Source organism: Ruegeria sp. AL1 (genome assembly GCF_056540905.1).
In genome coordinates, this window is sequence record NZ_JBQFXP010000001.1 from 200500 (window position 1) to 223224 (window position 22725).

At 59.7% G+C, this 22725-nt stretch carries 24 protein-coding genes; 13 read left to right on the forward strand and 11 right to left on the reverse strand.

The features are described 5' to 3' along the window. A complete protein-coding gene (locus ACRZ9X_RS01010; RefSeq protein WP_480515309.1) occupies positions 1 to 1152 on the reverse strand; it encodes an FAD-dependent oxidoreductase in 1152 nt (383 codons plus the stop codon). A gap of 71 nt (positions 1153 to 1223) precedes the next feature. Continuing rightward, a complete protein-coding gene (gene dksA, locus ACRZ9X_RS01015; protein WP_480515311.1) occupies positions 1224 to 1646 on the reverse strand; it encodes an RNA polymerase-binding protein DksA in 423 nt (140 codons plus the stop codon). A gap of 370 nt (positions 1647 to 2016) precedes the next feature. On the opposite strand from dksA, the gene ACRZ9X_RS01020 reads away from it, so the two are divergent. The 8 genes from ACRZ9X_RS01020 (at position 2017) to ACRZ9X_RS01055 (ending at position 7902) form a co-directional block, all read left to right on the forward strand. Next, a complete protein-coding gene (locus ACRZ9X_RS01020; RefSeq protein ID WP_480515313.1) occupies positions 2017 to 2862 on the forward strand; it encodes an AAA family ATPase in 846 nt (281 codons plus the stop codon). Between the two features lie 186 nt (positions 2863 to 3048). Beyond that, a complete protein-coding gene (locus tag ACRZ9X_RS01025; protein ID WP_480515890.1) occupies positions 3049 to 3438 on the forward strand; it encodes an N-acetyltransferase family protein in 390 nt (129 codons plus the stop codon). Then, positions 3435 to 4799 (forward strand): DUF2927 domain-containing protein, encoded by a 1365-nt coding sequence (locus ACRZ9X_RS01030; protein WP_480515315.1) that lies wholly within the window; start codon positions 3435 to 3437, stop codon positions 4797 to 4799. The genes ACRZ9X_RS01025 and ACRZ9X_RS01030 overlap by 4 nt, the downstream gene beginning before the upstream one ends. A gap of 6 nt (positions 4800 to 4805) precedes the next feature. Further along, positions 4806 to 4976 (forward strand): hypothetical protein, encoded by a 171-nt coding sequence (locus ACRZ9X_RS01035; RefSeq protein WP_480515317.1) that lies wholly within the window; start codon positions 4806 to 4808, stop codon positions 4974 to 4976. A 3-nt stretch (positions 4977 to 4979) separates the two neighbouring features. Next, entirely contained in the window at positions 4980 to 6164 is a 1185-nt protein-coding gene (locus ACRZ9X_RS01040) for a vWA domain-containing protein (protein ID WP_480515319.1), read from the forward strand. A gap of 104 nt (positions 6165 to 6268) precedes the next feature. Beyond that, complete coding sequence (locus ACRZ9X_RS01045; RefSeq protein WP_480515320.1) at positions 6269 to 6604, forward strand: cupin domain-containing protein; 336 nt, start codon at positions 6269 to 6271, stop codon at positions 6602 to 6604. 93 nt (positions 6605 to 6697) lie between these two features. After that, complete coding sequence (locus ACRZ9X_RS01050) at positions 6698 to 7132, forward strand: lipocalin-like domain-containing protein (protein ID WP_480515322.1); 435 nt, start codon at positions 6698 to 6700, stop codon at positions 7130 to 7132. Between the two features lie 80 nt (positions 7133 to 7212). Beyond that, on the forward strand, positions 7213 to 7902 hold the full coding sequence (locus ACRZ9X_RS01055) for a M48 family metallopeptidase (protein WP_480515324.1): 690 nt from the start codon (positions 7213 to 7215) through the stop codon (positions 7900 to 7902). A 75-nt stretch (positions 7903 to 7977) separates the two neighbouring features. Here ACRZ9X_RS01055 and ACRZ9X_RS01060 read toward each other — a convergent pair whose 3' ends face one another. From ACRZ9X_RS01060 to ACRZ9X_RS01080, 5 genes are read right to left on the reverse strand one after another with little or no spacing between them, the layout of a single operon-like run. Further along, positions 7978 to 8520, reverse strand: coding sequence for an RSP_2648 family PIN domain-containing protein (locus ACRZ9X_RS01060; RefSeq protein WP_480515326.1), 543 nt, complete (start codon positions 8518 to 8520; stop codon positions 7978 to 7980). Continuing rightward, the gene (locus tag ACRZ9X_RS01065; protein WP_480515328.1) at positions 8517 to 9716 is read right to left on the reverse strand and encodes an RSP_2647 family RNA methyltransferase; all 1200 of its coding nucleotides are present in this window, start codon (positions 9714 to 9716) and stop codon (positions 8517 to 8519) included. Before ACRZ9X_RS01065 ends, ACRZ9X_RS01060 begins: the two co-directional genes overlap by 4 nt. A gap of 38 nt (positions 9717 to 9754) precedes the next feature. Continuing rightward, the gene (locus tag ACRZ9X_RS01070; RefSeq protein WP_480515330.1) at positions 9755 to 10027 is read right to left on the reverse strand and encodes a hypothetical protein; all 273 of its coding nucleotides are present in this window, start codon (positions 10025 to 10027) and stop codon (positions 9755 to 9757) included. Further along, the gene (locus tag ACRZ9X_RS01075) at positions 10014 to 12800 is read right to left on the reverse strand and encodes a [protein-PII] uridylyltransferase family protein (RefSeq protein WP_480515332.1); all 2787 of its coding nucleotides are present in this window, start codon (positions 12798 to 12800) and stop codon (positions 10014 to 10016) included. Before ACRZ9X_RS01075 ends, ACRZ9X_RS01070 begins: the two co-directional genes overlap by 14 nt. Continuing rightward, positions 12797 to 13225 (reverse strand): DUF4440 domain-containing protein, encoded by a 429-nt coding sequence (locus ACRZ9X_RS01080; RefSeq protein ID WP_480515334.1) that lies wholly within the window; start codon positions 13223 to 13225, stop codon positions 12797 to 12799. The genes ACRZ9X_RS01075 and ACRZ9X_RS01080 overlap by 4 nt, the downstream gene beginning before the upstream one ends. Before the next feature lie 113 nt (positions 13226 to 13338). Between ACRZ9X_RS01080 and ACRZ9X_RS01085 the strand changes: the two genes are divergently transcribed. From ACRZ9X_RS01085 to ACRZ9X_RS01095, 3 genes are all read left to right on the forward strand, one after another. Beyond that, entirely contained in the window at positions 13339 to 13764 is a 426-nt protein-coding gene (locus ACRZ9X_RS01085) for a DUF2852 domain-containing protein (protein WP_480515336.1), read from the forward strand. A 63-nt stretch (positions 13765 to 13827) separates the two neighbouring features. Next, positions 13828 to 14259 carry an RDD family protein gene (locus ACRZ9X_RS01090; protein ID WP_480515337.1) on the forward strand — a complete coding sequence of 144 codons (432 nt, stop codon included), beginning with the start codon at positions 13828 to 13830 and terminating at the stop codon, positions 14257 to 14259. A gap of 75 nt (positions 14260 to 14334) precedes the next feature. Next, on the forward strand, positions 14335 to 15159 hold the full coding sequence (locus ACRZ9X_RS01095) for an arginyltransferase (protein WP_480515339.1): 825 nt from the start codon (positions 14335 to 14337) through the stop codon (positions 15157 to 15159). 238 nt (positions 15160 to 15397) lie between these two features. Here ACRZ9X_RS01095 and ACRZ9X_RS01100 read toward each other — a convergent pair whose 3' ends face one another. From ACRZ9X_RS01100 to ACRZ9X_RS01110, 3 genes are all read right to left on the reverse strand, one after another. After that, positions 15398 to 17752, reverse strand: a complete 2355-nt coding sequence (locus tag ACRZ9X_RS01100; protein ID WP_480515341.1) for a TRAP transporter large permease subunit — start codon at positions 17750 to 17752, stop codon at positions 15398 to 15400. 17 nt (positions 17753 to 17769) lie between these two features. Beyond that, positions 17770 to 18696, reverse strand: coding sequence for a TRAP transporter small permease subunit (locus ACRZ9X_RS01105; RefSeq protein WP_480515343.1), 927 nt, complete (start codon positions 18694 to 18696; stop codon positions 17770 to 17772). 121 nt (positions 18697 to 18817) lie between these two features. Continuing rightward, on the reverse strand, positions 18818 to 19900 hold the full coding sequence (locus tag ACRZ9X_RS01110) for a TRAP transporter substrate-binding protein (protein WP_480515345.1): 1083 nt from the start codon (positions 19898 to 19900) through the stop codon (positions 18818 to 18820). Between the two features lie 245 nt (positions 19901 to 20145). On the opposite strand from ACRZ9X_RS01110, the gene ACRZ9X_RS01115 reads away from it, so the two are divergent. Both ACRZ9X_RS01115 and ACRZ9X_RS01120 read left to right on the forward strand, forming a co-directional pair. Continuing rightward, entirely contained in the window at positions 20146 to 21579 is a 1434-nt protein-coding gene (locus tag ACRZ9X_RS01115; protein ID WP_480515347.1) for a cache domain-containing protein, read from the forward strand. Next, positions 21579 to 22223 (forward strand): response regulator transcription factor, encoded by a 645-nt coding sequence (locus ACRZ9X_RS01120; protein ID WP_480515349.1) that lies wholly within the window; start codon positions 21579 to 21581, stop codon positions 22221 to 22223. Before ACRZ9X_RS01115 ends, ACRZ9X_RS01120 begins: the two co-directional genes overlap by 1 nt. A gap of 81 nt (positions 22224 to 22304) precedes the next feature. On the opposite strand, the gene ACRZ9X_RS01125 is transcribed toward ACRZ9X_RS01120, so the two are convergent. Beyond that, a complete protein-coding gene (locus ACRZ9X_RS01125; protein WP_480515351.1) occupies positions 22305 to 22688 on the reverse strand; it encodes a bleomycin resistance protein in 384 nt (127 codons plus the stop codon). Between the last annotated feature and the right edge of the window lie 37 nt (positions 22689 to 22725).

A 22725-nucleotide genomic window follows, 5' to 3' on the forward strand; every position in this document is an offset into this window, starting at 1 on the left:
TCAGACCGTCGGGTCGTAACCATAAACCCAATCATATCGCCGTGCCAGCCTGGGACCAATGGCCATCAAAGCAGCCTGCGCCGCCAAACGCATTGGTCCACGCAGATGAAAATTGCGCGCATTTGCGCCTGCGGCCAAGACCACTTGCTGCGCGCGGGATCGGCGGGTTGCTTCATAGGCCGCAAGGGCTTGAGTGACGCCGGATTGGGCTTCGAAAGCGCGGGTCAGAACCCACGCGTCCTCGAGCGCTAAACACGCGCCCTGGGCCATAAAGGGCAAGGTCGGGTGCGCCGCGTCCCCCAGCAGCGCCAGGCGCCCGTTTTGCCAATGCCGCGCGACAGGACGCAGAAACAGCGCCCACAGATGCACCTGCTGCACTTGTCCGAGAATGTCCCCAACAAGACCTCCGAAATCGGAAAACCGTTGCTGCAGGTCGACCGGATCCCCTTGCCGCCGCCAACCTTCTTCGCGCCAGTCCGAGCGTTCCTCGACCGCCACCACATTCATCAGCGTGTGATCGCGCAGCGGGTAGGTCACTACATGTCGCCCAGGCCCCATGGTCAGAACCGCGTGGGCGGTTTTGTCACTGCGGTTCCACGGGATCGTAGCGCGCCAGGCGACCTGATGGGTGAATTCAGGCGCTTCCGGCCCGTTTAGCTCGGAGCGGATTACGCTTCGCCCGCCATCGGCTGCGATAGCGCATTGCGCGCAGAAGCGGGCACCTTCATCAAGAACGACCTCGGCCTCGGCCGGGTGTTTGATAACGTCCTTGACACGGGCTCCCAACCGCAGGTCCACCCCGGCCCGCAGTGCCGCCTTGTGCAGCAAGCCCAAAAGGTCGGCCCGGTGGTAGTAAAAGGTCGGACCGGCGGCAGGGGGTGGGATTTCACCCACCAGCCGACCAGCCCGATAGTCACGCAGTATTGTGCCGCCGGATTTTACCGCCGCTTCGGGTTCGGCCCCCGCAACGCCAAGCGCGCGAAGAACTGCCATTCCATTTGCGCTGATCTGCAATCCCGCGCCAACCTCGGCCAGTTCAGGTGCCTGTTCGAACACCGTCACCTCGGCCCCGCGTTGCCGCAATGCCAGAGCCGCCGCCAACCCGCCAATGCCACCGCCGATTACGGCAAATCTCAACCCGTCGATATTCATGGCTCTGGCTTAACGCAAAAACGCCGGAGTGGAAGACCCCGGCGTTGAATGTGTGTTTTGATGGCCAGCGATCAATCGTCGCGGTGGACCTTTTCCCGACGTTCGTGGCGTTCCTGTGCCTCGAGCGTCATGGTGGCGATGGGACGCGCGTCCAGCCGCCTCAGCGAGATCGGATCGCCCGTCATCTCGCAATAGCCATACTCGCCCTCATCGATCCGCCGCAGGGCCGAGTCGATCTTGGCCACCAGCTTGCGCTGACGATCCCGGGTGCGCAATTCCAGCGCGCGATCCGTTTCCTCGCTCGCGCGGTCGGCAACGTCCGGAATGTTACGGGTGTTGTCCTGCAGCCCCTCGATCGTATCGCGGCTGCCAGCCAAAAGTTCGGTTTTCCAGTCCAGCAGCTTACGACGAAAATACTCAAGCTGCCTGTCGTTCATAAATGGTTCGTCTTCGGCTGGACGATAATCTTCGGGCAGAAATACTTCCTGCTTCATTTTTGCTCCCTCGGTGCGGCCTGCAACGCCGAGTGCGTTTTGTTCACCTGACATGCGGCAATCCCTTCTGCGGAGCGTTTAGCTGACGGCGTCGGGAATGTCACTATGCAAACTGAGCGTCGCCGTCGCCTTATCATGTGATGTCTAAATATGAGACATCAAACAACAAAACCTTGTTTTTCTGTGAAGATTAACGGGCGATTTCTGGGCAAATTCTAAAGTGTCGCACTGAATGTTAGCGCCCGAATCAACCAAAGGCATTGGAGTCATTGCGCAAATTCGCGTCAGGCGACGCAGCGGTCTGTCTTGTAAAAATCTCTGCCGCTCTGTAACCCGATAAGCACACACGGCGCCATGAGATGAGAGGCCAATGACCGCACGTTTCCAAAGCACAGCAGATTATGTTGCAACAGATGATCTGACCATTGCGGTGAACGCCGCCGTCACACTGGAACGGCCTCTGCTGGTCAAGGGCGAGCCCGGCACCGGCAAGACCGAACTGGCCAAACAGGTGGCCAGTGCGTTGGGTTTGACGATGATCGAATGGAACGTCAAATCCACGACCCGCGCGCAACAGGGTCTGTACGAATACGATGCCGTCAGCCGCCTGCGCGACAGCCAGTTGGGGGACGAGCGGGTCCATGACGTCTCGAACTACATCCGCAAGGGCAAACTGTGGCAGGCCTTTGACGCCGACGAAAAGGTCGTTCTGCTGATCGACGAGATCGACAAGGCCGATATCGAGTTTCCCAACGACCTGCTGCAGGAGCTCGATAAGATGGAGTTCCACGTCTACGAGACAGGCGAGACGATCCGGGCCAAGCACCGCCCCATCGTCATCATCACCTCGAACAACGAAAAGGAACTGCCCGACGCCTTTCTGCGGCGCTGTTTCTTTCACTATATCCGGTTTCCGGACGAGACCACGATGCGCCGCATCGTCGAGGTGCATCACCCCGGCATCAAGGATGCGCTGCTGACCACCGCGTTGACGCAGTTCTACGAAATCCGCGACACTCAGGGATTGAAGAAAAAGCCTTCGACCTCGGAAGTGCTGGATTGGCTGAAACTGTTGCTGGCCGAGGATTTGACCTCGGAAGACCTCAAGCGCGACGGCGCAAATGCGCTGCCCAAGCTGCATGGCGCCCTTTTGAAGAATGAACAGGATGTGCACCTGTTCGAACGTCTTGCCTTCATGGCGCGCAGTAAGCGTTAAACCGCCATATTTTCTTGGCGATCAACCGATCTCGGCTTGCCTTCTGTCATGCCGGGTGTCAGCATTGTTTCAAACATGGCCACAATCCGGTCGTACACCACATAATACTTAGAGCAGGACCCCCAATTGCCCGACGCCCCCGTCATCCGCGCGCTACGGCCCGAAGACCGTGCACAATGGTCCGAGATGTGGCGCGATTATCTGGCGTTTTATGAGACCGAAGTACCGGACGCCATCTATGAAAGCACGTTCGCGCGGCTTCTTGGCGACGACCCGCAGGACTTTTCCTGCTTCGTGGCCGAAGCCGAAGGCCGCTTGCTGGGTCTGACCCATTACCTGTTTCATCGCCATGCCTGGAAGGTTGAACGGGTTTGCTATCTGCAGGACTTGTTCGCCCGGCCAGAGGCGCGCGGAACCGGCGTGGGACGTGCCTTGATTCAAGCGGTTTATGACGAGGCTGACCGGCAAGATGCGCCAACAGTTTATTGGCTGACACAGGATTTCAACCAGACGGCCCGAAAGCTATACGACCGGATCGGAACCTTGACACCCTTCATCAAGTATCAGCGCCCATGAGACGGCTCGGGGTCGCGCTTCTGCTGACATTGCTGTCGGCCTGTACTTCGATCGAAACGATCGAGTTGCCGACACGCATCAAGGTGGTCGAGGCGTCGTTGCCGCCGACCAAATCCTTTGGTCTGGCGCGGCCCAGCCCTCCGGCGCGGTCTAACCAGAACATCGCCGCCGATTTCGTGTCGTTGCACTTCGCGTTGGAAAGCGGTGCCCCCCTGCCCGTTTTCACGCGATTTGAAGGCCCGGTCACCGTCAGGTTGACCGGCACCCCTGCACCATCGATGCAAACCGACCTGACCCGGCTGCTGACACGCATCCAGCGAGAAGCCCGGATCGACATTCGCCAGATCTCGGACGGCCCGGCCAACATCACCATCGAGGCGATCAGCCAGAAACAAATCCGCCGCATCCTGCCACAGGCGGCCTGTTTCGTGGTGCCCAACGCGTCCAGTCTGGAAGAATACCGCCGTGACCGCCGGAAAAGCAAAAGCAACTGGACCGAGTTGCGCAGCCGTGAACGGATCGGGATATTCATTCCGTACGACGTCAGCCCGCAAGAAGTGCGCGATTGCCTGCATGAAGAACTGGCGCAAGCGCTCGGGCCGCTGAACGACCTGTACCACCTGCCGGATTCGGTGTTCAACGACGACAATTTCCACACCGTGCTGACCGGGTTTGACATGCTGATCCTGCGTGCAGCCTATGCGCCTGAACTCCGCAACGGCATGACCCAAACACAGGTCGAGGCAGTGCTGCCCGGGGTTCTCAAACGCCTGAACCCCCGCGGAGAGGCTTTGGCGGCTCAACCGCTGTCCGACACTCCGCGTGAATGGGTCGATGCAATCCAGAACGCGGTTGGCGCAGGTGGTCCCTCGCCGCGCCGGGTTCGAGCCGCACAAAAGGCCGCGCGGATCGGGCAGCAACAGGGCTGGACGGACCATCGACGCGCTTACCCGCATTATCTGCTGGGCCGGATGACCCAGTTCGATGATCCGGATGCCGCACAGCAACAGTTTGCGCTGGCGCAGCAATACCTGAAAGCCACCCCCGGCACCGAAGTACAGCAGGCGCACGTCACCGCACAAACAGCCGCCTTTGCGCTGGCCAATGGGCGCGGCGAAGACGCCCTACCCGACCTTAACAAGGCAATCGACGTCATGACCCGTGCCGAAAACGCCGCGCAACTCGCGACCTTGCTGTTGCTGAAATCCGAGGCGCTGCGTCAGGCAGGTCGGATCAACCAGGCACGCGCCGTCAGGCTGGACAGTATCGGATGGGCACGCTACGGCTTTGGCTCGGATCTGGTGGTGCGGTCTGTGACACAAAGCGTGGCGCAGGCGACCTCTGTCAACACGGGTGGATAACGACACATGCTGGTGGTTGTGGGAATGGCTGTTCTGGGCGCGATCCTGGGGGGCCTGACGGCGCGCAAACGCAACGGAAGCGGCGCGGATATTGCCCAATATGCCGCCGGCTATGGCATTGCCTTTGCGCTTGTGGGGCTGATCTTGTCGCTGGTCCTTGTCCGTCTGGTGATCTGAGCGATGTTTCTGCCCTTTTTCGAAAACCTCCGTATAGCCGGTATTCCTGTGTCCTTACGCGAATATCTGACTTTTCTGGAGGGCATGAAGAAGGGTCTGGCCACCTATGATATCGAAGCGTTCTACTACCTTGCCCGCGTGTCGATGGTGAAAGACGAGCGCAATATCGACAAGTTCGACCGCGCCTTTGCTGCCAGCTTCAAAGGGCTGGAGGATATCAGTTTCGATCAGGTGCTCGAGGCCGTCGATATCCCGGCCGAATGGCTGCAGAAAATGGCCGAGAAACACCTGAGCGACGAAGAGAAGGCCGAGATTGAGGCCCTTGGCGGGTTTGACAAACTGATGGAAAAGCTGCGTGAGCGGCTGAAGGATCAGCAAGGCCGTCATCAGGGCGGCAACAAGTGGATCGGCACCGCCGGCACCTCTCCGTTCGGGGCCTATGGGTACAATCCCGAGGGCGTGCGCATCGGCCAGAAAGAAAGCCGCCACCAGCGCGCGGTCAAGGTCTGGGACAAACGCGAATTCAAGAACCTCGATGACACGGTTGAACTGGGCACCCGCAACATCAAGGTCGCCCTGAAACGCCTGCGCCGCTGGGCGCGCGAAGGGGCCGCGGAAGAGCTGGATCTGGATGGCACCATCCGCGCCACGGCCGAGCATGGTTATCTGGACGTCAAAACCCGCCCCGAGCGGCACAACGCGGTCAAGGTGCTTTTGTTTTTGGACGTCGGCGGCTCGATGGACCCGCATATCAAAGTGGTGGAAGAGCTTTTCTCGGCCGCGCGGACCGAGTTCAAGCATCTGGAATATTACTACTTTCACAACTGCCTGTATGAGGGCGTCTGGCGCGACAATCGCCGCCGCTGGGACCAGCAAACCTCCACCCACGAGGTGTTGCGCACCTATGGGCCCGACTACAAATGCATTTTTGTCGGCGACGCGTCGATGAGCCCCTATGAGATCGCCTATCCCGGCGGTGCCAGCGAACACTGGAACCCCGAGACCGGGCAGGTCTGGCTGCAACGTGCCCGGGAACAGTGGTCGTCAAATCTGTGGATCAACCCGGTGCCCGAGAAGTATTGGGAGTATACCCACTCGGTCGGCATGATCCGCGAGATTTTCGAGGACCGTATGGTGCCGATGACTCTGGCCGGGCTGGAACAGGGCATGCGCGAGCTGACGCGATAGACCGCTTACTTGGCTCAAAGAAAAAGACCACGACAATTGCATTTGAAATCCTGCGCTGCCAAGGTAGTGTCCAGATTTTCCGACCCACCTTTCAGGATAACCTTATGTCTTTCCCCAAATTCATCACAGACTTTCCAGGCCTCGACGTGCCGTTCCCAGAGGACGTCGTCACCACGGCAGTGATCAAATCCGAGGCAGGGTTGGTTGCATTCTTCACTTTTCATAAGGATATGGAACTTCCCGCACATGCACACGGCGCGCAATGGGGAACTGTGATTGAGGGCGAGATCGAACTGACTATCGATGGATCGACCAAAGTATATCGTCCTGGCGACAGCTATTCCATTCCGACCGGAATCGAGCATGGCGGCAAGATCAAGGCGGGCACGCGTGTGATCGACGTGTTTGAAGAAGCGGACAGGTATGCCCTCAAAAACTGACCAGCCACGCAATCCCGATTGTTTGACCGCGCCCCACCGAACAGACATGGGCAACGCGCCGCTGCCAAGCGTAATTCATGGAAAGATGACCCGATGAAAGGGACGACACCGCTGACCGGGACCTGGTCGTTGATGAATTGGTATAACGAGACCGAATCCGGCCAACACCTCTATCCCTTGGGGCCGAACGCAAGCGGTTACATCAACTACTCTCCGGATGGGTTTGTATTTGTGCAACTGATGGCGGCAGACCGGCGGTTGTTCAAAGAAAGCGACCCATTTGGCGGAACAGAAGCCGAGGATTCAGCGGCCTTCAAGTCACAGATCACCTATGCAGGACCATATGAGTATTACGGCGATCACGTGATACATCGCGTCACGCAGGCTTCTTTTCCGAACTGGGTCGGGACAGAACAGCGTCGTCAGGTAAGATTCCTGGACGGGACACTGCAGCTGAGCGCGGCTGAGGTCGTTTTTCAGGGACAGATCGTAACAGCCTGCGTCGAATGGCAACGCTCTACCGCTTGAGCTGGCAATTTTTTTGGGAAGCGAAACCCAAAAACCGATTTTGATTTGCTCTCTTTGGCAAAGACCCCCATATCCAGTTCATGCTGCGTTTGACCCCGATCCTGCTGGCTGTTGGTTATGCCATTGTGATGTACCGGATTTCCGTCTGGCGCACGCATCGGGATCTGGATGCGAAATCGACGGAGTTGGCGGACCCGGCGCTGAAGCGTATGACCGACAGGCTGGCTGCGGCATTGGGGATCGAACGGGTACCGGTTTACATCTACGAAATCGACCCGGTGAACGGATTGGCCGCGCCGGACGGTCGGATTTTCATCACACGCGGGTTTTACCGCAAGTTTCGCAACGGAGAAGTTTCGGCCGAGGAGATGGCCAGCGTGATTGCCCACGAGTTAGGCCACGTCGCGCTGGGACATGCGCGGCGGCGGATGATTGATTTTTCCGGCCAAAACGCGCTGCGGGCGGCGTTGATGATGCTGTTGAACCGGTTCATTCCCTTTGTCGGGGCGTGGATTGCGAATATGCTGACGCATCTGCTGGCCTCGCGCTTGTCGCGCGGAGATGAATATGAGGCGGATGAATATGCCGCCGCTTTGCTGACCAAGGCCGGGATCGGGATCGGACCGCAGAAATCCCTGTTTCACAAGCTGGAAGATCTGACTCAGCAGCGGGCGGGGGTCACGCCGGCCTGGTTGATGAGTCACCCCAAAACCGATGAGCGGATAGCGGCGCTGGAGGTTTTGGAAAAGCGGTGGGGGGCAGAAGGCTAGCGTTCGTGCAGCGAGGGGCCAGCCCCTCGCGCTCCCCGGAGTATTTTTGAAAAGATGAAGTTCGGGAGGTGGAGCTCAGGTTGACAGGGCTTTACCGAGCCGCGGCAGGCGCGCTTTTTTCATCAGGGTGCGCAAGGTCCACTGATCGCCGGAAAGCCGGTTGGCTTCGGTGAGAACACGGTTGGCCATTTCGCTGAGACCATGGGGATCAGTTTGCCAGAAGCCGTGCAACAAGGCGTCGGGATCGCGGCGGCTGAGCCCCTCTTCAGCCAGTATGTTTTTGGGAAAATCCTTTGCATTGAGCGTCACGATCATGTCGGCGGAAGAAGAAATGGCCGTGGCGAGGACATGTATGTCGGCTGCGTCCGGCAACCAGAGGCGGTGTTCGAGGCCCGGTGCCGGAGGGTGTTCGGCCTGTGGCCAGTTGGTCTGGCTCAGGGCGATTTCCGCACGCGCCTGTTCTTCGCCCGTTGGTCCCAGTTTGCGGGCGGCGCGGGCCCATTCTTCTAGAATTCGAGTAGACCAGATCGGTTGGAAATGTCCGAGTTTAGCGGCACCCAGAAGCATCTCGCGCATCACCGTCGGGTAGATGACGCAGGTATCGAGGACCGCTTTCACAGGCGATAGAACACGGCTTTGAGATAGCCGCTTTCGGCCAGTTGCGGCAATTGTGGGTGATCAGGTCCGGCAAAGCCCGTATGGATCAGCTGTGCCTGCCGCCCGGCCCGGCCCATCCCGCGCGAAGATGCATCCCGGAACCGGCCAAGATCGGCCGCGTGAGAGCAGGAACATAAACCGAGATAGCCACCCGGTTTAACCAGCGGCGCGGACAGGCGGGCAATGCGTTCATAGGCGCGCAGTCCAGCGTCCAGCGCTTGTTTCGAGGGCGCGAAGGCGGGTGGGTCGCAGATGACCACGTCGAACTGTGCCTGTTCCTCGCCCAGCGCTGTCAGCGTGTCAAACGCATCACCCTGGCGGATTTCAAAGCGATCAGCGACGCCCGACGCCTGCGCCCCTTGTGCGGCCAGGGCAAGCGCGGCCGCGGATCCATCGACCGACACCGCCTGATCCGCACCGCCTGCAAGCATGGCCAGACCGAAGCCGCCGACATGACTGAACACGTCCAGAACTCGTGCGCCCGGTGTAACCAGCTGCGCGGCGAAGGCATGGTTTGGGCGTTGATCATAAAACAGGCCGGTTTTTTGTCCGCCTGTCAGATCCGCCATATAAGTCGCGCCGTTCATCGGCACCGAAACCGGTGCCTTGGGTGCAATTCCGCGCAGCGTTTGGTTGACATTGTCCAAGCCTTCCAGACCACGGGTCCGGCCTGAGGCGTTTTTCAGAACCGTCGTGACCCCGGTGACCGAGATGAGCGCATCTGTCAGGGTTTGCAGATACGTCTCGGCCCAGGCGGCATTGGGTTGAATCACGCAGGTATCGCCGAAACGGTCAATGATGACACCGGGCAACCCGTCGGCCTCGGCATGGATCAGGCGATAGTAAGGCGCGTCGAAGACGCGAGCGCGCATATCCAGCGCGCGGCGCAAGCGGGTTTCGAACCAGTCGAGAGTCAACTCGGCGGTCAGGTCGCGATCCAGCACGCGACACATGATTTTCGAGGCCGGGTTCACCGCCACCAGAGCGATGGGCGCGCGCTTGTCATCTTCAAGAATCGCCAGAGCCCCTGCCGGAATTTTTCGGGTGCGTCGGTCGGCCACGATGTCATTGGCGTAAACCCAAGGGAAGCCGTGGCGCAGACCGCGCGCATTGGCTTTGGGTTTCAATCGGATACGGGGGCGGTCGGGTTGGGTCATAGCGCCCTCTTAGTGGCGAATGCACATGGGGGAAAGCCCTAGCGTTGACGCGCGCGCCAGCCGCCGCGCCGTTTTGGAGCCTGCGCCGCCTGCAGACCTTCGGCCAGCACCTGTGTCATCGGGTGATCTGCCGCCTGTGCCGAATACAGCGCATGTAGGTCCGACAGTGCCTGCCTTTGATCCCGATCAGCCGGAAGGCTCAGCGCCCAGTCCAGAAAGATGCTCCGGCATTCGGGCAACGAGATGCCGTCGATGTTATAGGCCTCGCGGATCAGGCCCTTGTGGTCGTTGGGATCGTCACTGCGCGCCATTGTCATCCTCTGTAATCACTGTGCCGATCAGCGCGGCGGCAGTGTCGTAACTTTCCTGCAGCGCGGCCTGAAGCTGTTCGACCTGTTCGAACCTGGTGGCCCGACACAGAAAAGCCGCGCCACCCTCACCGATCTTATCGGCCTCAATCACTTTGCCCGACAGCAGCCGGGCCGCGCATTGTACCGACCAGCATAGATCGTAGCAGTCTTTCAGCGTTTGCACCTGCGCGACATCGAACAGGCCAGCTGCGACAGCACCGTCCAGACCGGTATGCACATCGCGTTGCGCCAGTCCGGCCAGCAGGGCTCCGGTCTCGGCCATCAGCTCGATATCCATCATGCGCCCGGCTCCGGTTTTGGCATCCCAGATGCCAGCGGGCGACTTCGCGGCGGCCAGACGCGCGCGCATTTCGGCCACGTCGTGCAACACCTGCGCGCGATCCCTGGGACGCGCGAGAAGCGCGGTGCGGAACGCTTCGATGTCGTCAGCAAGGGCCGCGTCACCGGCCACCACATGTGCGCGGGTCAGGGCCAGATGTTCCCACACCCAAGCCTCATTCTGCTGATAGTTGGTAAAGCTCGCCCAACTGGTGGCCACCGGCCCCTGATTGCCCGAGGGGCGCAGGCGCATGTCTACCTCATACAGCCGTCCCTGTGACATCGGGGCCGAAAGCGCCGTGATCAAAGCCTGCGTAAACCGCGCATAATAGGTGCGGGTGGCCAACGGGCGCGGACCGTCGGACATATCCTGATCCAACGGATCGTAGATCACGATCATATCCAGATCCGATTGCGAGTTGATCCGCCCTGCCCCCAGCGATCCCATGCCCAGCACCGCAGCTCCGCGCCCCGGAGCAGGTCCGTGCTTGGCTGCAAACTGCGCCTCGACACAGGGCAGAATGGCGGCGATGACCGCACTGGCCAGATCGGCATATTGCTGGCCCGCCTGGGTTCCGGCGATCAGGCCACGCAGATGGTGAACGCCAACGCGGAAGTGCCATTCCTTGCACCACCGCCGGGCCAGGTCCAACTGGCTTTCATAGTCCGCCTCTTGCTGCAGCGCCTGTTCCAGATCAGCCTGCAAGGCGTCTTTTCCCGGCCAGTCATCGAAGAAACTGCCTCCGATCACCGCATCAAACACCGAGGCATTGCGCGACAGGTGCGCCGCCAGCGCGTGCGAGGTCCCCACGATATCGACCAGCAAATCGATCAGGTGCGGATTGGCCTCGAACAGAGAAAACAGCTGCACCCCGGCGGGCAGGCCGGAAAGGAACCCGTCAAGCGCCAGCAGTGCCTCATCCGGTTTCGCGGTCTTGGCGAGGCGCGTCAGCAATTCAGGCTTCAGCCGCTCGAATATCCGGGCCCCGCGTTGCGAACGCAGCGCCGGATAGGTCCTCCAACGCGCCATGACGCCCTTATCAAAGGAAATCTCAGGCGATGGCACGGAGGCTGCGGCACCGGGCGCAAAAAATCCCTCGGTAAGATCATGTACCTCGGTCAGGCGGCGGGTCAGGTCGGCGGCCAATTCGGTGCTGTCGATGCCCATCAGGCATGCCACCCGTTCAATACCGTCCGGCGACTGCGGCACTTTGTGGGTCTGGGCATCGTGGACCATCTGAATGCGGTGCTCAACTTCGCGATGCGCGCGATAGTGATCGGTCAGCTTCTCGGCCACGTCCTCGGGAACCCATCCCTTTTCGGCCAAAGCCGCCAGCCCCGGCACCGTCCCGCGTACACGCAGATCGGGGTCGCGCCCCCCGGCAATCAACTGTCGGGTCTGGGTAAAAAACTCGATTTCGCGGATACCGCCCTGCCCCAGCTTCATATCATGACCCGGAATGGTCAGAGCGCCACCCGTTCCCTTGTTCTCGCGAATGCGCAGGCGCATGTCATGCGCGTCCTGAATGGCAGCGAAGTCCAGGTGCCGCCGCCAGACGAAGGGGCGCAACGTATCCAAAAAGCGCTGGCCTGCCGCGACATCTCCGGCACAGGGCCGCGCCTTGATATAGGCGGCCCGCTCCCACGTGCGACCGAGGCTTTCATAATACCGCTCGGCAGCCTCAGCCGCGATGCAGACCGGGGTGACAGCAGGGTCGGGCCGCAGACGCAGATCCGTGCGAAACACATACCCGTCTGCCGTCTTTTCGCTGAGCGTGGCACAGAAATTCCGCGTCGCCCGCACCATCCCCTGACGCGCCTCATAAAAGTCATCAGGGTCGAATCGGGTCTCGTCAAACAGCACGATCAGATCGATATCCGAGCTGTAGTTCAGCTCATGCGCACCCATCTTCCCCATCGCCAGAATGATCATGCCAGCGGCCGTTTCGGCGTCTTGCTCGGTCATACCCGGCAGTTTACCGCGCCGGATCAGCGCCTCGATCTCGGCCCTGGCGGCCACATCAGCGGCTAAAGCGCCGAAATCCGTCAGCGCCGACGTGACTTTCTCCAAAGGCCATGCCCCTGCCAGATCGGCCAGGGCCGTCAACAGGGCCACCTGCCGCTTGGCCTGGCGCAATCCCGGTTTCAACTGATCCCGGGGCAATTCCTGCGCCGTTGCCATCACCTGTGCCAGCGCCTGATCCGGGTCCTGTAAAGCCTCCGGCAGCCACATTCTTTCGCGCTCGATCAGACTTTTCAGGTATGGGCTCGATCCTGCAGCACCCGCAATGAGGTCACCGTGATCCGGCCCCACATCGACCTGCTGTCTGGTCTCTTCGCCCAGCGACGGATCAAACGGACGCGGCATACGCCGGATAGCGATTGGCCCGGTCATTGGTCCTCCAACGGGGTATCCTGGCTGAAACTGTTGATCCAGACGCCATTGCGCCATTCCCATAGCGAGGTGATCAGCATGGCCTCCCCTCTGTCCGAGCCAGGACGCTGATAATCTGCGCGATAAGACAGAAGCACAATGTCCGGCGTCAGAACGCGTAACCTTTCGTCGCTAAGATCGAACCGCGCCATGGTCGGGGCGTCGGCAAACTGACCCACGTGATCGTCCCGGTTGGCGAACCCGCTGGGATAGACACCCAGGAAATCAGGGCTCAGCAACGCCCGGTCCGCAGCGGCGTCCCCTTCGACCAAAGCCGCCCACACCTGTTTCTCGAGATCCAGAATTTCAGCAAGCGACGAAGGGGATGTAGTCTCGGTATTGTTCATAGCCGGAACCTGCGCCTGATCCGAACCGAGGTCAACCAATCAACCGCCACCGCACATAAATGTAAATCTTTTTCACATTCACCTCTTGCATCGCCAGCCGGGCTCCCCATCTAGACAATGTGAACAAGATTTACATCAACCCGGAGATCAAAATGACCGCATTGTCTGAAACCGCCGTCCCTCAAAATCCGGGATGGCTGCACCGCGCTGAAACCTGGATGGACGCCAAGGGCAAAGGGGCCTGGATCGCCGCTATGGTTCTTGGTTTCATCTTCTTCTGGCCCGTTGGCCTGGCCCTTCTGGCCTATATGATCTGGAGCAAACGCATGTTCAGCAAATCCTGCAGCCGCCGTACGTCCTGGAACAGTCACATGAGCGCGATGAAACCTTCCGGCAACAGCGCCTTTGACGCCTACAAGGCCGATACGCTGGCCCGGCTGGAGCGCGAGCAGAAGGAGTTCGAGGCCTTCCTGCACCGTCTGCGCGAAGCCAAGGACAAGGCCGAGTTCGATGAATTCATGGACGAACGCGCCCGCGACAATCGCGATGACACCGAAAACGGTGCACAACCTGCTTGATCCAGCCTTGCCCTGTCCCGATCTTCGGGACAGGGTGCCTTTGACCAATAACCGGACCAAGACATGACCAACCTGCCTGATCCCGACAGCCAGCCGGAATTCTACCAATCCGTCGCCACCAAGCGTTTCTTCGCATGGCTGTTTGATATCGCTTTCATCTCGCTGCTGTGTACGGTGGCCATCCTGTTTACAGCCGGGCTGGGCCTGTTCTTTCTGGCCCTGATCTATGCCGTGCTCAGCTTCATTTACCGCGTCGTCACCATCTCGAACGGGTCAGCGACGCTGGGAATGCGCTTCATGGGGATCGAACTGCGCGACGCATTTGGCGAACGGATGGATACCGGCAAGGCGGTTGCCCATACCGCCGGATACTTCGTCAGCATGGCCTTTCCGATCCTTCAGATCATCTCGGTCATCATGATGATGACCAGCGCCCGGTGTCAGGGTCTGACCGACACGTTTCTTGGCACGGTCATGATCAACCAACGCGCCTGAAAATCACCTGCGTGAAGGGCTTGGCGGACCCGGGAACGGTTGCTATCATCCGGCCCGAGGAAACGCGGACCCTTCATGCGACACACGCTGCCAATTGCGCCACAATTCTATGTGACGGCTCCCCAGCCCTGCCCTTACCTTGAGGGCAGAATGGAACGTAAGCTGTTTACCGCACTGCAAGGCGAAGGTGCGGACGGGCTGAACAATTGTCTTTCGCAGCAAGGGTTTCGTCGATCTCAGAACGTGCTGTATCGCCCCTCGTGCACCGATTGCGCCGCCTGCCTGTCCGCCCGGATCGACATCTCGGCCTTTCGTCCCAGCAAAAGCCAGAAACGCGCCACGAAACGCAATTCCTACCTGAAACGCCGCGCCACCTCGCCCTGGGCAACGGATGAACAGTTCGATCTGTTCCGACGCTATCTTGATGCCCGCCACGCCGATGGTGGCATGGCCGATATGGATGTGTTCGAATTCGCCGCGATGATCGAGGAAACTCCGATCCGCAGCCGCGTGGTCGAATATGCCCACCCCGAAACGGACGAACTGATCGCTGTCAGCCTCACGGATGTTCTGGATGACGGGCTCAGCATGGTCTACTCGTTCTTCGAACCCGCGTTTCACCAAAAATCGCTGGGCACCTACATGATCCTCGACCATATCGAGATCGCGCGCGAGGCGGCGCTACCTTATGTATATCTGGGCTATTGGGTCCCGGGCAGCCCCAAGATGGGCTACAAGGCCAAATTCTCGGGCCTGCAGGCCTATCTGGGCGGCGAGTGGCGCAAAATTTCCAACCCTGAAGCATTCACCGACACCTCGCACCACCCGCTCTCGTCGCCACCGATTGCCGAGCAAGTGGCAAATATCCAGCTACCCGACCGGCACCCCACCAAAGGCTGACGCGCCCGGCAAAGCGCATCGACCCCATCTCACGATCCCGGACAGCCCTGAACTCATCTCGACACCCTCCGCTGCGCCGGTGCACCAAGGCGCCCGTGCAATTGCCTCCGATCCGCTCTTCATCTGGCAAAAAATATCCCGGGGTTGAATTGGCCAAAGGCCAAGAAGGGGCTGGCCCCTTCCAGAACAAAAGGGGGACGACGGCCCCCTTTTTCTCGTGCTCTTTCCGTTTACCGGCTCAATTCGGGATCAGATCCGGCACAATGGTCACGATGGACGGGAATGACCACAAGATCGCGATCCCGACCACCTGAATGATCACAAACGGAATGATCCCGCGATAAATATGCCCTGTCGTCACCTCTTTGGGTGCCACCCCGCGCAAATAGAACAGCGCGAACCCGAACGGTGGTGTCAGGAACGAGGTCTGCAGGTTCACCGCAACCATGATTGTGACCCATTTGGGATCGAATGACCCACCATAGATCACCGGCCCCACAATCGGGATCACGATGTAAATGATCTCGAGGAAATCCAGCACGAAACCCAGAACAAACAGCACCAGCATCACGATCAGGAAGACCGTGAACTCGTTGTCGAAGCTCTTGAGGAATTGCTGAATGTAGTGCTCTCCGCCGAACGAGATCACCACAAGGTTCAGCAACTGGGACCCGATCAGGATGGTGAACACCATCGACGTCACCTTGGCGGTTTCACGGACAACCGGTGTCAGAACACCGCCCGCAAACAACACCCAGCACCCGAACAACAGGCCGAACAGCGCATATAGATATGTCGAATATGCAAAGACGAAGGCGATCCAGCTTTCAACCGACACACCACCCTGATTGATCCGAAGGTCGAAGTTCACCCCCAACAACAAACAGATGATGATGGCAAAGGTCGACCAGATGATCACCATGCCGGATTTTCCCTGATCCTGCAGCTTGCGATAGGCCGCCAGCATGATGGCCCCGCCTGCACCCAGCGCCGCCGCAGGAGTCGGGTTGGTGATGCCACCCAGAATCGAGCCCAGAACCGCGATGATCAGAACCAGGGGCGGGAAGACCACCCGGATCAGGTCATTCGAGGAACATCGGATCGCCGCTTCCTTACAACCGTAGATCGCCAGCGCAAATGGCAAGGCCAGCAGCAGGAAGGTTGCGCCAGACGATGTCGTGGGCGCAATCAGCAACACATCGACCAGCAGCATCAGCAACAGTCCGATGGCCCCTAGGATCAAGGGCTGCGGTGATTTCGACGGGGCGATCCCGCGTCCCAGCACCAGCGTCAGGCCCAGCAGAACCACGATCACGGCAACACCGTTACCAATGGGCGCCGCAGCCGCAATCTTGGCTTCGCGCGCGGCAACCAGCTCTTCCTCGGTCAGACGCTGCGACTCTGCGGCGCCACCGGCAGCATCCAACGCCTCCTGCTCGGCCACCGCCTGATCCCAGGCCGATTGGCCATGTAGCTCGATCATCGACGCTTGGCACTCTTCCGACACGTTGGTGCGCAGCGACGCCCCTTCTCCGATATCCGAGAAGGCCGAAACCGTTGTGCTTTGACTGCCGATGACACCGGCACTGCCCAGCAACAACGCGCCTGCAATCAGGGCAATTGGTGCGCCCAGGAACCAGATCAGCCCTTCCGAGCGAGTGATCGGCTCTCCGGTGCCGCCAGCCATCTCAACAGCCGGCGCCTTATCCGGGTTCAGCATCGCATAGCCAAAGGCATAGAGTGCATAGAGAAGCGCCAGCATAATGCCTGGCAGCAGCGCCGCCTGGAACAGCGTCCCCACCGAAACCACCGCAGGTTCACCCAGATAGGTCAGCGCGTCGGTACAGCCTGCCTCGACCGCGCGGGTTTCCTGCGCAGTGGAGTAAAGATCACCGGCCAGTGTCCCCAGCAGAACGATCACAATCGATGGCGGGATGATCTGCCCCAGTGTTCCCGAGGCCGCGATCACACCGGTCGCCAATTCCGGCGAGTAATTGTTCCGCAACATGGTCGGCAGGGCCAACAGGCCCATGGTTACCACGGTCGCGCCAACGATCCCGGTCGAGGCGGCAAGGAACGCGCCCACAACCACAATCGACACCGCCAGACCGCCGGGCAGCGGGCCAAAGACACGCGCCATCGTGGTCAGCAGGTCGTTTGCGATCTTCGAGCGTTCCAGCGTGATGCCCATCAGGACGAACATCAGAACGGCCAGCAGAGTCTCGATGGACTGCCCGGCCAGAACACGCTCGTTCATCCGGTTCACGATGAAGGACACATTGCGGTCCAGCGCCGTTTCCCAACCCTGAACAAAGACCGGCTCGGCGATACGTGGCAGGTCCGGGTATCGGAACACGGACACCGTGTCCGGCTTGATCCCCGAATTTACCAAATCCCGATAAGCTTGCGAGCCGGTATCGATGGCCTGATGGATCAGCAGCCCGGCGCTGTCCAGCGCGGCGATGATCCCGAAGGAAATGATCCCGGCCCCGCCGATGGCGAAGGCCACCGGAAAACCGGACAGGATGCCTCCGAAAAGGCAAAAGAATACAATTATGAGGCCGATCTCGACGCCATCAAGTCCGAATAGCATAGTCTGGGTCTCCGTCCCTAATGCGCGCCTTCATAGGCTTCTTCACCTTCGCCAAGGCTGTCCTTGTCGAGGTATTTCCCGACACTCTCCGGCCCTTCCACAAATTCCAGATACGACCGGTACAGGAAGGCGACCGCGTGCAGGAAGACCATGCCCGCAAAGGCGACCAGCAGAATTTTGAACAGGAAGTAGGCGTTGAACCCGTTGGGGCTGAAGCCGATGGTTTCAACATTCCAGCGCAGGGCACGGGATTTGGCTACCAGCCGGTCCAGTGTGTCGCTGGCCGAAGGTTTCGGCACGATCAGGTGCCGCCACATGAAATACCAGCCATACATCCATGTCAGCACCGCCATCGGCATCATGAACAACACGGCCCCGCACATGTCGACCACACGTTTGGCGCGGTGACTGATGCCCGCATAGACCAGATCAACGCGGACATGGCCGCCCTGCACAAAGGTGTAGGTACAGCACAGGCAAACAACCATGGCATTGTAGAGTTTCAGTTCTTCCGCAAACCAGCTGATATCCATCTGAAACGGGATACCAAAGCCAAAGCTCATATCCGGTCGCGCGAAAACCCGCTGCATAAAGACAATGACGATCTGCTGAATCACCATCAGCAAGCCTGCCCATGCAAAGAAGCGGCCTGTGGTATTGGCAAAGCCTTCCAGCACCCGCACCACGCCCCACATGAAGCTGTTGCGGTAAAGGCCAACGGCTGTCACCACCAGAAAGACTGCGAAGATCACGAAAAAAAACTCGATCGACCCGCCGTAATAGACAAAGCGCATGATGGCTTGTTTGTCTGACCAGTCCAGCCAGAGTTGCGGATGCGTGATCGCGTATCCAAAGTTATAGAAGGCTTCGGCAATGTTCTGAATGAACCAGATCAGTCCATTCCACAGGGCGCCGAAAAACGAGATACCGTTATCGTCCTGCATGTTGTCCCCAGGTCGTCTCGGTTGCACTTTTGTTGAACGCGGTCAGTCCGAACCGCTTTTGCGCAACGGGAAAGGCCTCCCCGCACAAGCGGGGAAACCGGTCTGTTTGTTGCAAGTCAGCTTAGCCGCGTACGCGGTCACGCTGCGTGGTGTAGGCACCCGACGACAGGTTCTGCCACGCCGAAGATGCGGCCATCGAGGACATTGCGCTGTCGTGGATTTTCTTGAACAGTTCGTCGCCCATGTTCTCGTCCAGCACTTCCTGGCTGGCCTGACCGAAGGCATCCCAGACGCTGTCGGGGAATTCCAGAACCTTCACACCACCAGCCTGCAGGCGCTGCAGAGCGGCACCGTTATTGGCCAGGAATTGCGCCAGATTCCACTGGTGCGCTTCGGCGGCGGCGATCTCGATGATCTTCTGCTGTGCTGGTGTCAGTTCATCAAACACGTCGCGGTTGGTGGCCAGCGACAGACCTGCGCCCGGCTCGTGGAAGCCAGCGGTGTAGTAGGTCTTGGTGATTTCCTGGAAACCGGCTTTTTCGTCGGCCCAGGGACCGATCCACTCGGTGCCGTCAATCGCGCCGGACGACAGCGCCTGATACACTTCCGAGCCCGGGATGTTCTGCACCGATGCGCCCAGTTTGCCCAGCGCCTTGCCGCCCAGACCCGGCATACGGAATTTCAGGCCGTTGAAGTCTTCGGGGCTGTTAATCTCTTTCGAGTACCAGCCACCTGCCTGTGCACCAGTGTTACCGGCCAGGAAGGATTTCAGGCCGAAGATTTCGCCCAGCTCGTCATGCAGCTCCATACCACCGGCATGGTAGTACCAGTTCACCAGTTCCTGCGCGGTCATGCCAAACGGCACGGCCGTGAAGAATGCATAGCCCGGGTGCTGACCGACAAAGTAATAGTCCGCCGCGTGGTACATGTCCGCCTGACCGGACGATACCGCGTCAAACACCTCAAACGCGCCAACCAGTTCACCTGCCGCCTTGATGTCAACCGTCAGGCTGCCATCAGACATGGCGTTGATGCTGTCGGCACAACGCTGCGCGCTGTCAAACACACCAGCCAGACCGCGACCCCAAGATGTCACCATGGTCAGGGTGCGATTGCCCTGCGCATAAGCCGGTGCCGCCAGCGTGGTGGCCGCAGCTGCCGAGCCGCCCAGAGCAGATGTTTTCAGAAATGAACGACGATCCATATGAGTGTTCCTCCCCTGCATATTCAATACCCGGCACATACCGGGTCAGTCGTTGTCAGTGTGCGCAGCCTAATCAGGGGCATGGGAATGTGAATACCTACAACTGCGTAGACGCGCCCTTTTTTGCGCACTCAATTCCCTCTCAAGGCTCAATGTGATCCCAGTTGGTGCCGATCCGGGGCCAGATCACCCGGTTTGGCCCAATGTTTTTGCAATTTCCACGCAGCTTGCGTATCGATTCGGCTATGGGAGGAGTTCGAAACCTAATCAGGCTGACCTACGGACAGAAGCTGTCGCTTGTGGCTGCGATTCCGCTGATTGTCGCGGTGGCCGCCATTGCCGCACTTGTCACCTACGAATCCCGCGCGACAGCCGAACGCGAAATCCAGGCACTTGAACAACGCTTGATCGAGGCAAAAAGGGCCGAGCTGCGCAATTATGTTACGCAGGCCCGCAACGGTTTTGCCTACATATACGGACGCGCCGCGCCCGATGACGCCGAGGCGAAAAGCCTGGTGACCCAAATCCTGTCGGCGATGATCTATGGGAAGGACGGGTTTTTCTTTGTCTACGATTATGACGGCAACAACCTGGTCAGCCCACGCCAGACCGAATTCATCAACCGAAACTGGGAAGGCCTGACCGACAGCGACGGCACCCCTGTGGTCGACGAGTTTATCCGTCTGGCCCGTCAGGGTGCGGGCTGGCACAATTTCATGTGGCAGAAACCGTCAATCGGAGAAGAGGCGCAGATGATCGCTTATGTGGTCGGCCTGCAGGATTGGCGTTGGGTCGTGGGCACCGGCGTGTTCATCGACGACATCGTGGCGACCGTGGCCAATGCCCGCGCCGAGGTCGAAACCCGGGTTCGGCGCACTTTCATGTATATTGGCGGTATCGTTCTGGCCGCCGTGCTGATCGTGTTTGCCTCGGGCATGTTGCTGAATATCCGCGAACGCCGTCTGGCGGATGCCAAGCTCAAGGAACTGACGCAAAGAGTATTCGACACCCAAGAAGAAGAGCGTGGCCGGGTGGCGCGCGAACTGCATGACGGCATCAGTCAGATATTGGTGGGCGTCCGCTATGCGCTGGACAATGCCCGCCGTCGGCTGATCAAGGGGGATGAAGACGGGGCACGTGAACCTTTGCAGAAAGGCATCGACAATCTGGGCACCGCGATCACCGAAGTGCGCCGGATCAGCCGGGACCTGAGGCCCGGGGTTCTGGATGATCTGGGCCTGGGACCCGCCTTGAAAGCGCTGACCGATGATTTCCGGGAACGCACCGGTGTTGAAACCGAGTTTTCGACCGTGGTATTCCGCAACCGGCTGGACCAGGACAGCAAGATCGCCCTCTACCGCATCGCGCAGGAAGCGTTGACCAATATCGAGCGCCATTCCGGCGCGACCCAAGTGACCATCGACCTGAGAGGGCACAAGAAAGGCGCCACCATGCGCATCACCGACAACGGACGCGGGTTGCGGAATGAACCGGGCTCAGCCGGCACCGGGATCGGCCTGCGCAACATTCAGGAACGTGTGGACCGGCTTGACGGGACCCTGCGTATCCTGTCATCCCGGGGCACACGCAGTGGTACGGTGATCGAAGTGACCCTGCCGCTGAGCCACCTGCTGTCGCCTCAGGATGACGCAACCCCAACCCGAAAGGCAGGTTCGTGATGACAGAACCGGTACGCGTACTGATCGTCGATGACCACCCGATGGTGGCCGAAGGTATCCAGTCACTTTTGGAAAGCTATGACGAGATTGAAGTGGTCGGCACACTCTCGAGCGGTCAGGAGGCCGTCGATCAGGCCGACGCGCTGCGGCCGGATGTCGTGTTGATGGACCTCAACATGCCGGGTCTGAACGGGCTGAGCGCCACCGAAATCATTCTGGAACGCGCACCCGACACGCGGGTTCTTATCCTGTCGATGCATGACAGCCCCGAGTATATCTCGACCGCTCTCAGCCACGGCGCGCGCGGGTATATCCTCAAGGATGTGCCCACCGATGAGATCAAACAGGCGATCGACGCGGTGATGCGGGGCGAGCGTTATCTGTGCACCGGGGCCAGCGGCTCGCTCGAACCCAAGGACGGCAACACGCGCGAGGCATTGACCGGGCGGGAACAGACCATTCTGCTGGAATTGGCGCAGGGCAAATCAAACAAAGAGGTCGCCCAGACGCTGGATATCTCGGTCCGAACAGTCGAAACGCACCGCAAGAATATCAAACGCAAGCTTGGCATTTCCTCCACCGCCGGTCTGACCCGCTATGCGCTGGAGCATGGGGTTCTGCAGGGCACCGGTTCCGGCCTCTGACCGCAGCGCGGCACGCGCTGCCCGGCCCAACCGGCGAAGACGCGCCGCAGGCGTGTCTACACCGGGCGGGAGCGGCTTGGGTCAGCTTTTGCTCCGAATATCCTCGCCAAAGAAGATCAGCGTTCCATCCTCATCGATGACGTGAAATTCGCGCTGCTGATAGGGCTGATCAAACGGGGCGCGTATACGCCCGTCCGGCAAATCCTCCAACCCCGGACGAAGGCTGTCATACAAGGCATCAATATCCACTACGTCGATATAGAAAGACTGATCGGCACCCAGCGGCTTGCCATCCGGTCGTGGCGGGCATTCCAGCAGACGAATGGCCACCGGATCACGCCTGAGATAGGCGTAGTTCTCCTGCCGGAACGTGCAGGAAAACCCAAGTCGCGTGCAATAAAACGCGATCTGCCGTTCCAACGAGGAACACAAAACAAATGGCGTGAGGCCCAACAGGTGCGGCATGTCCCCTCCTGACACAGTTTGGTTCAGCCTATCACAG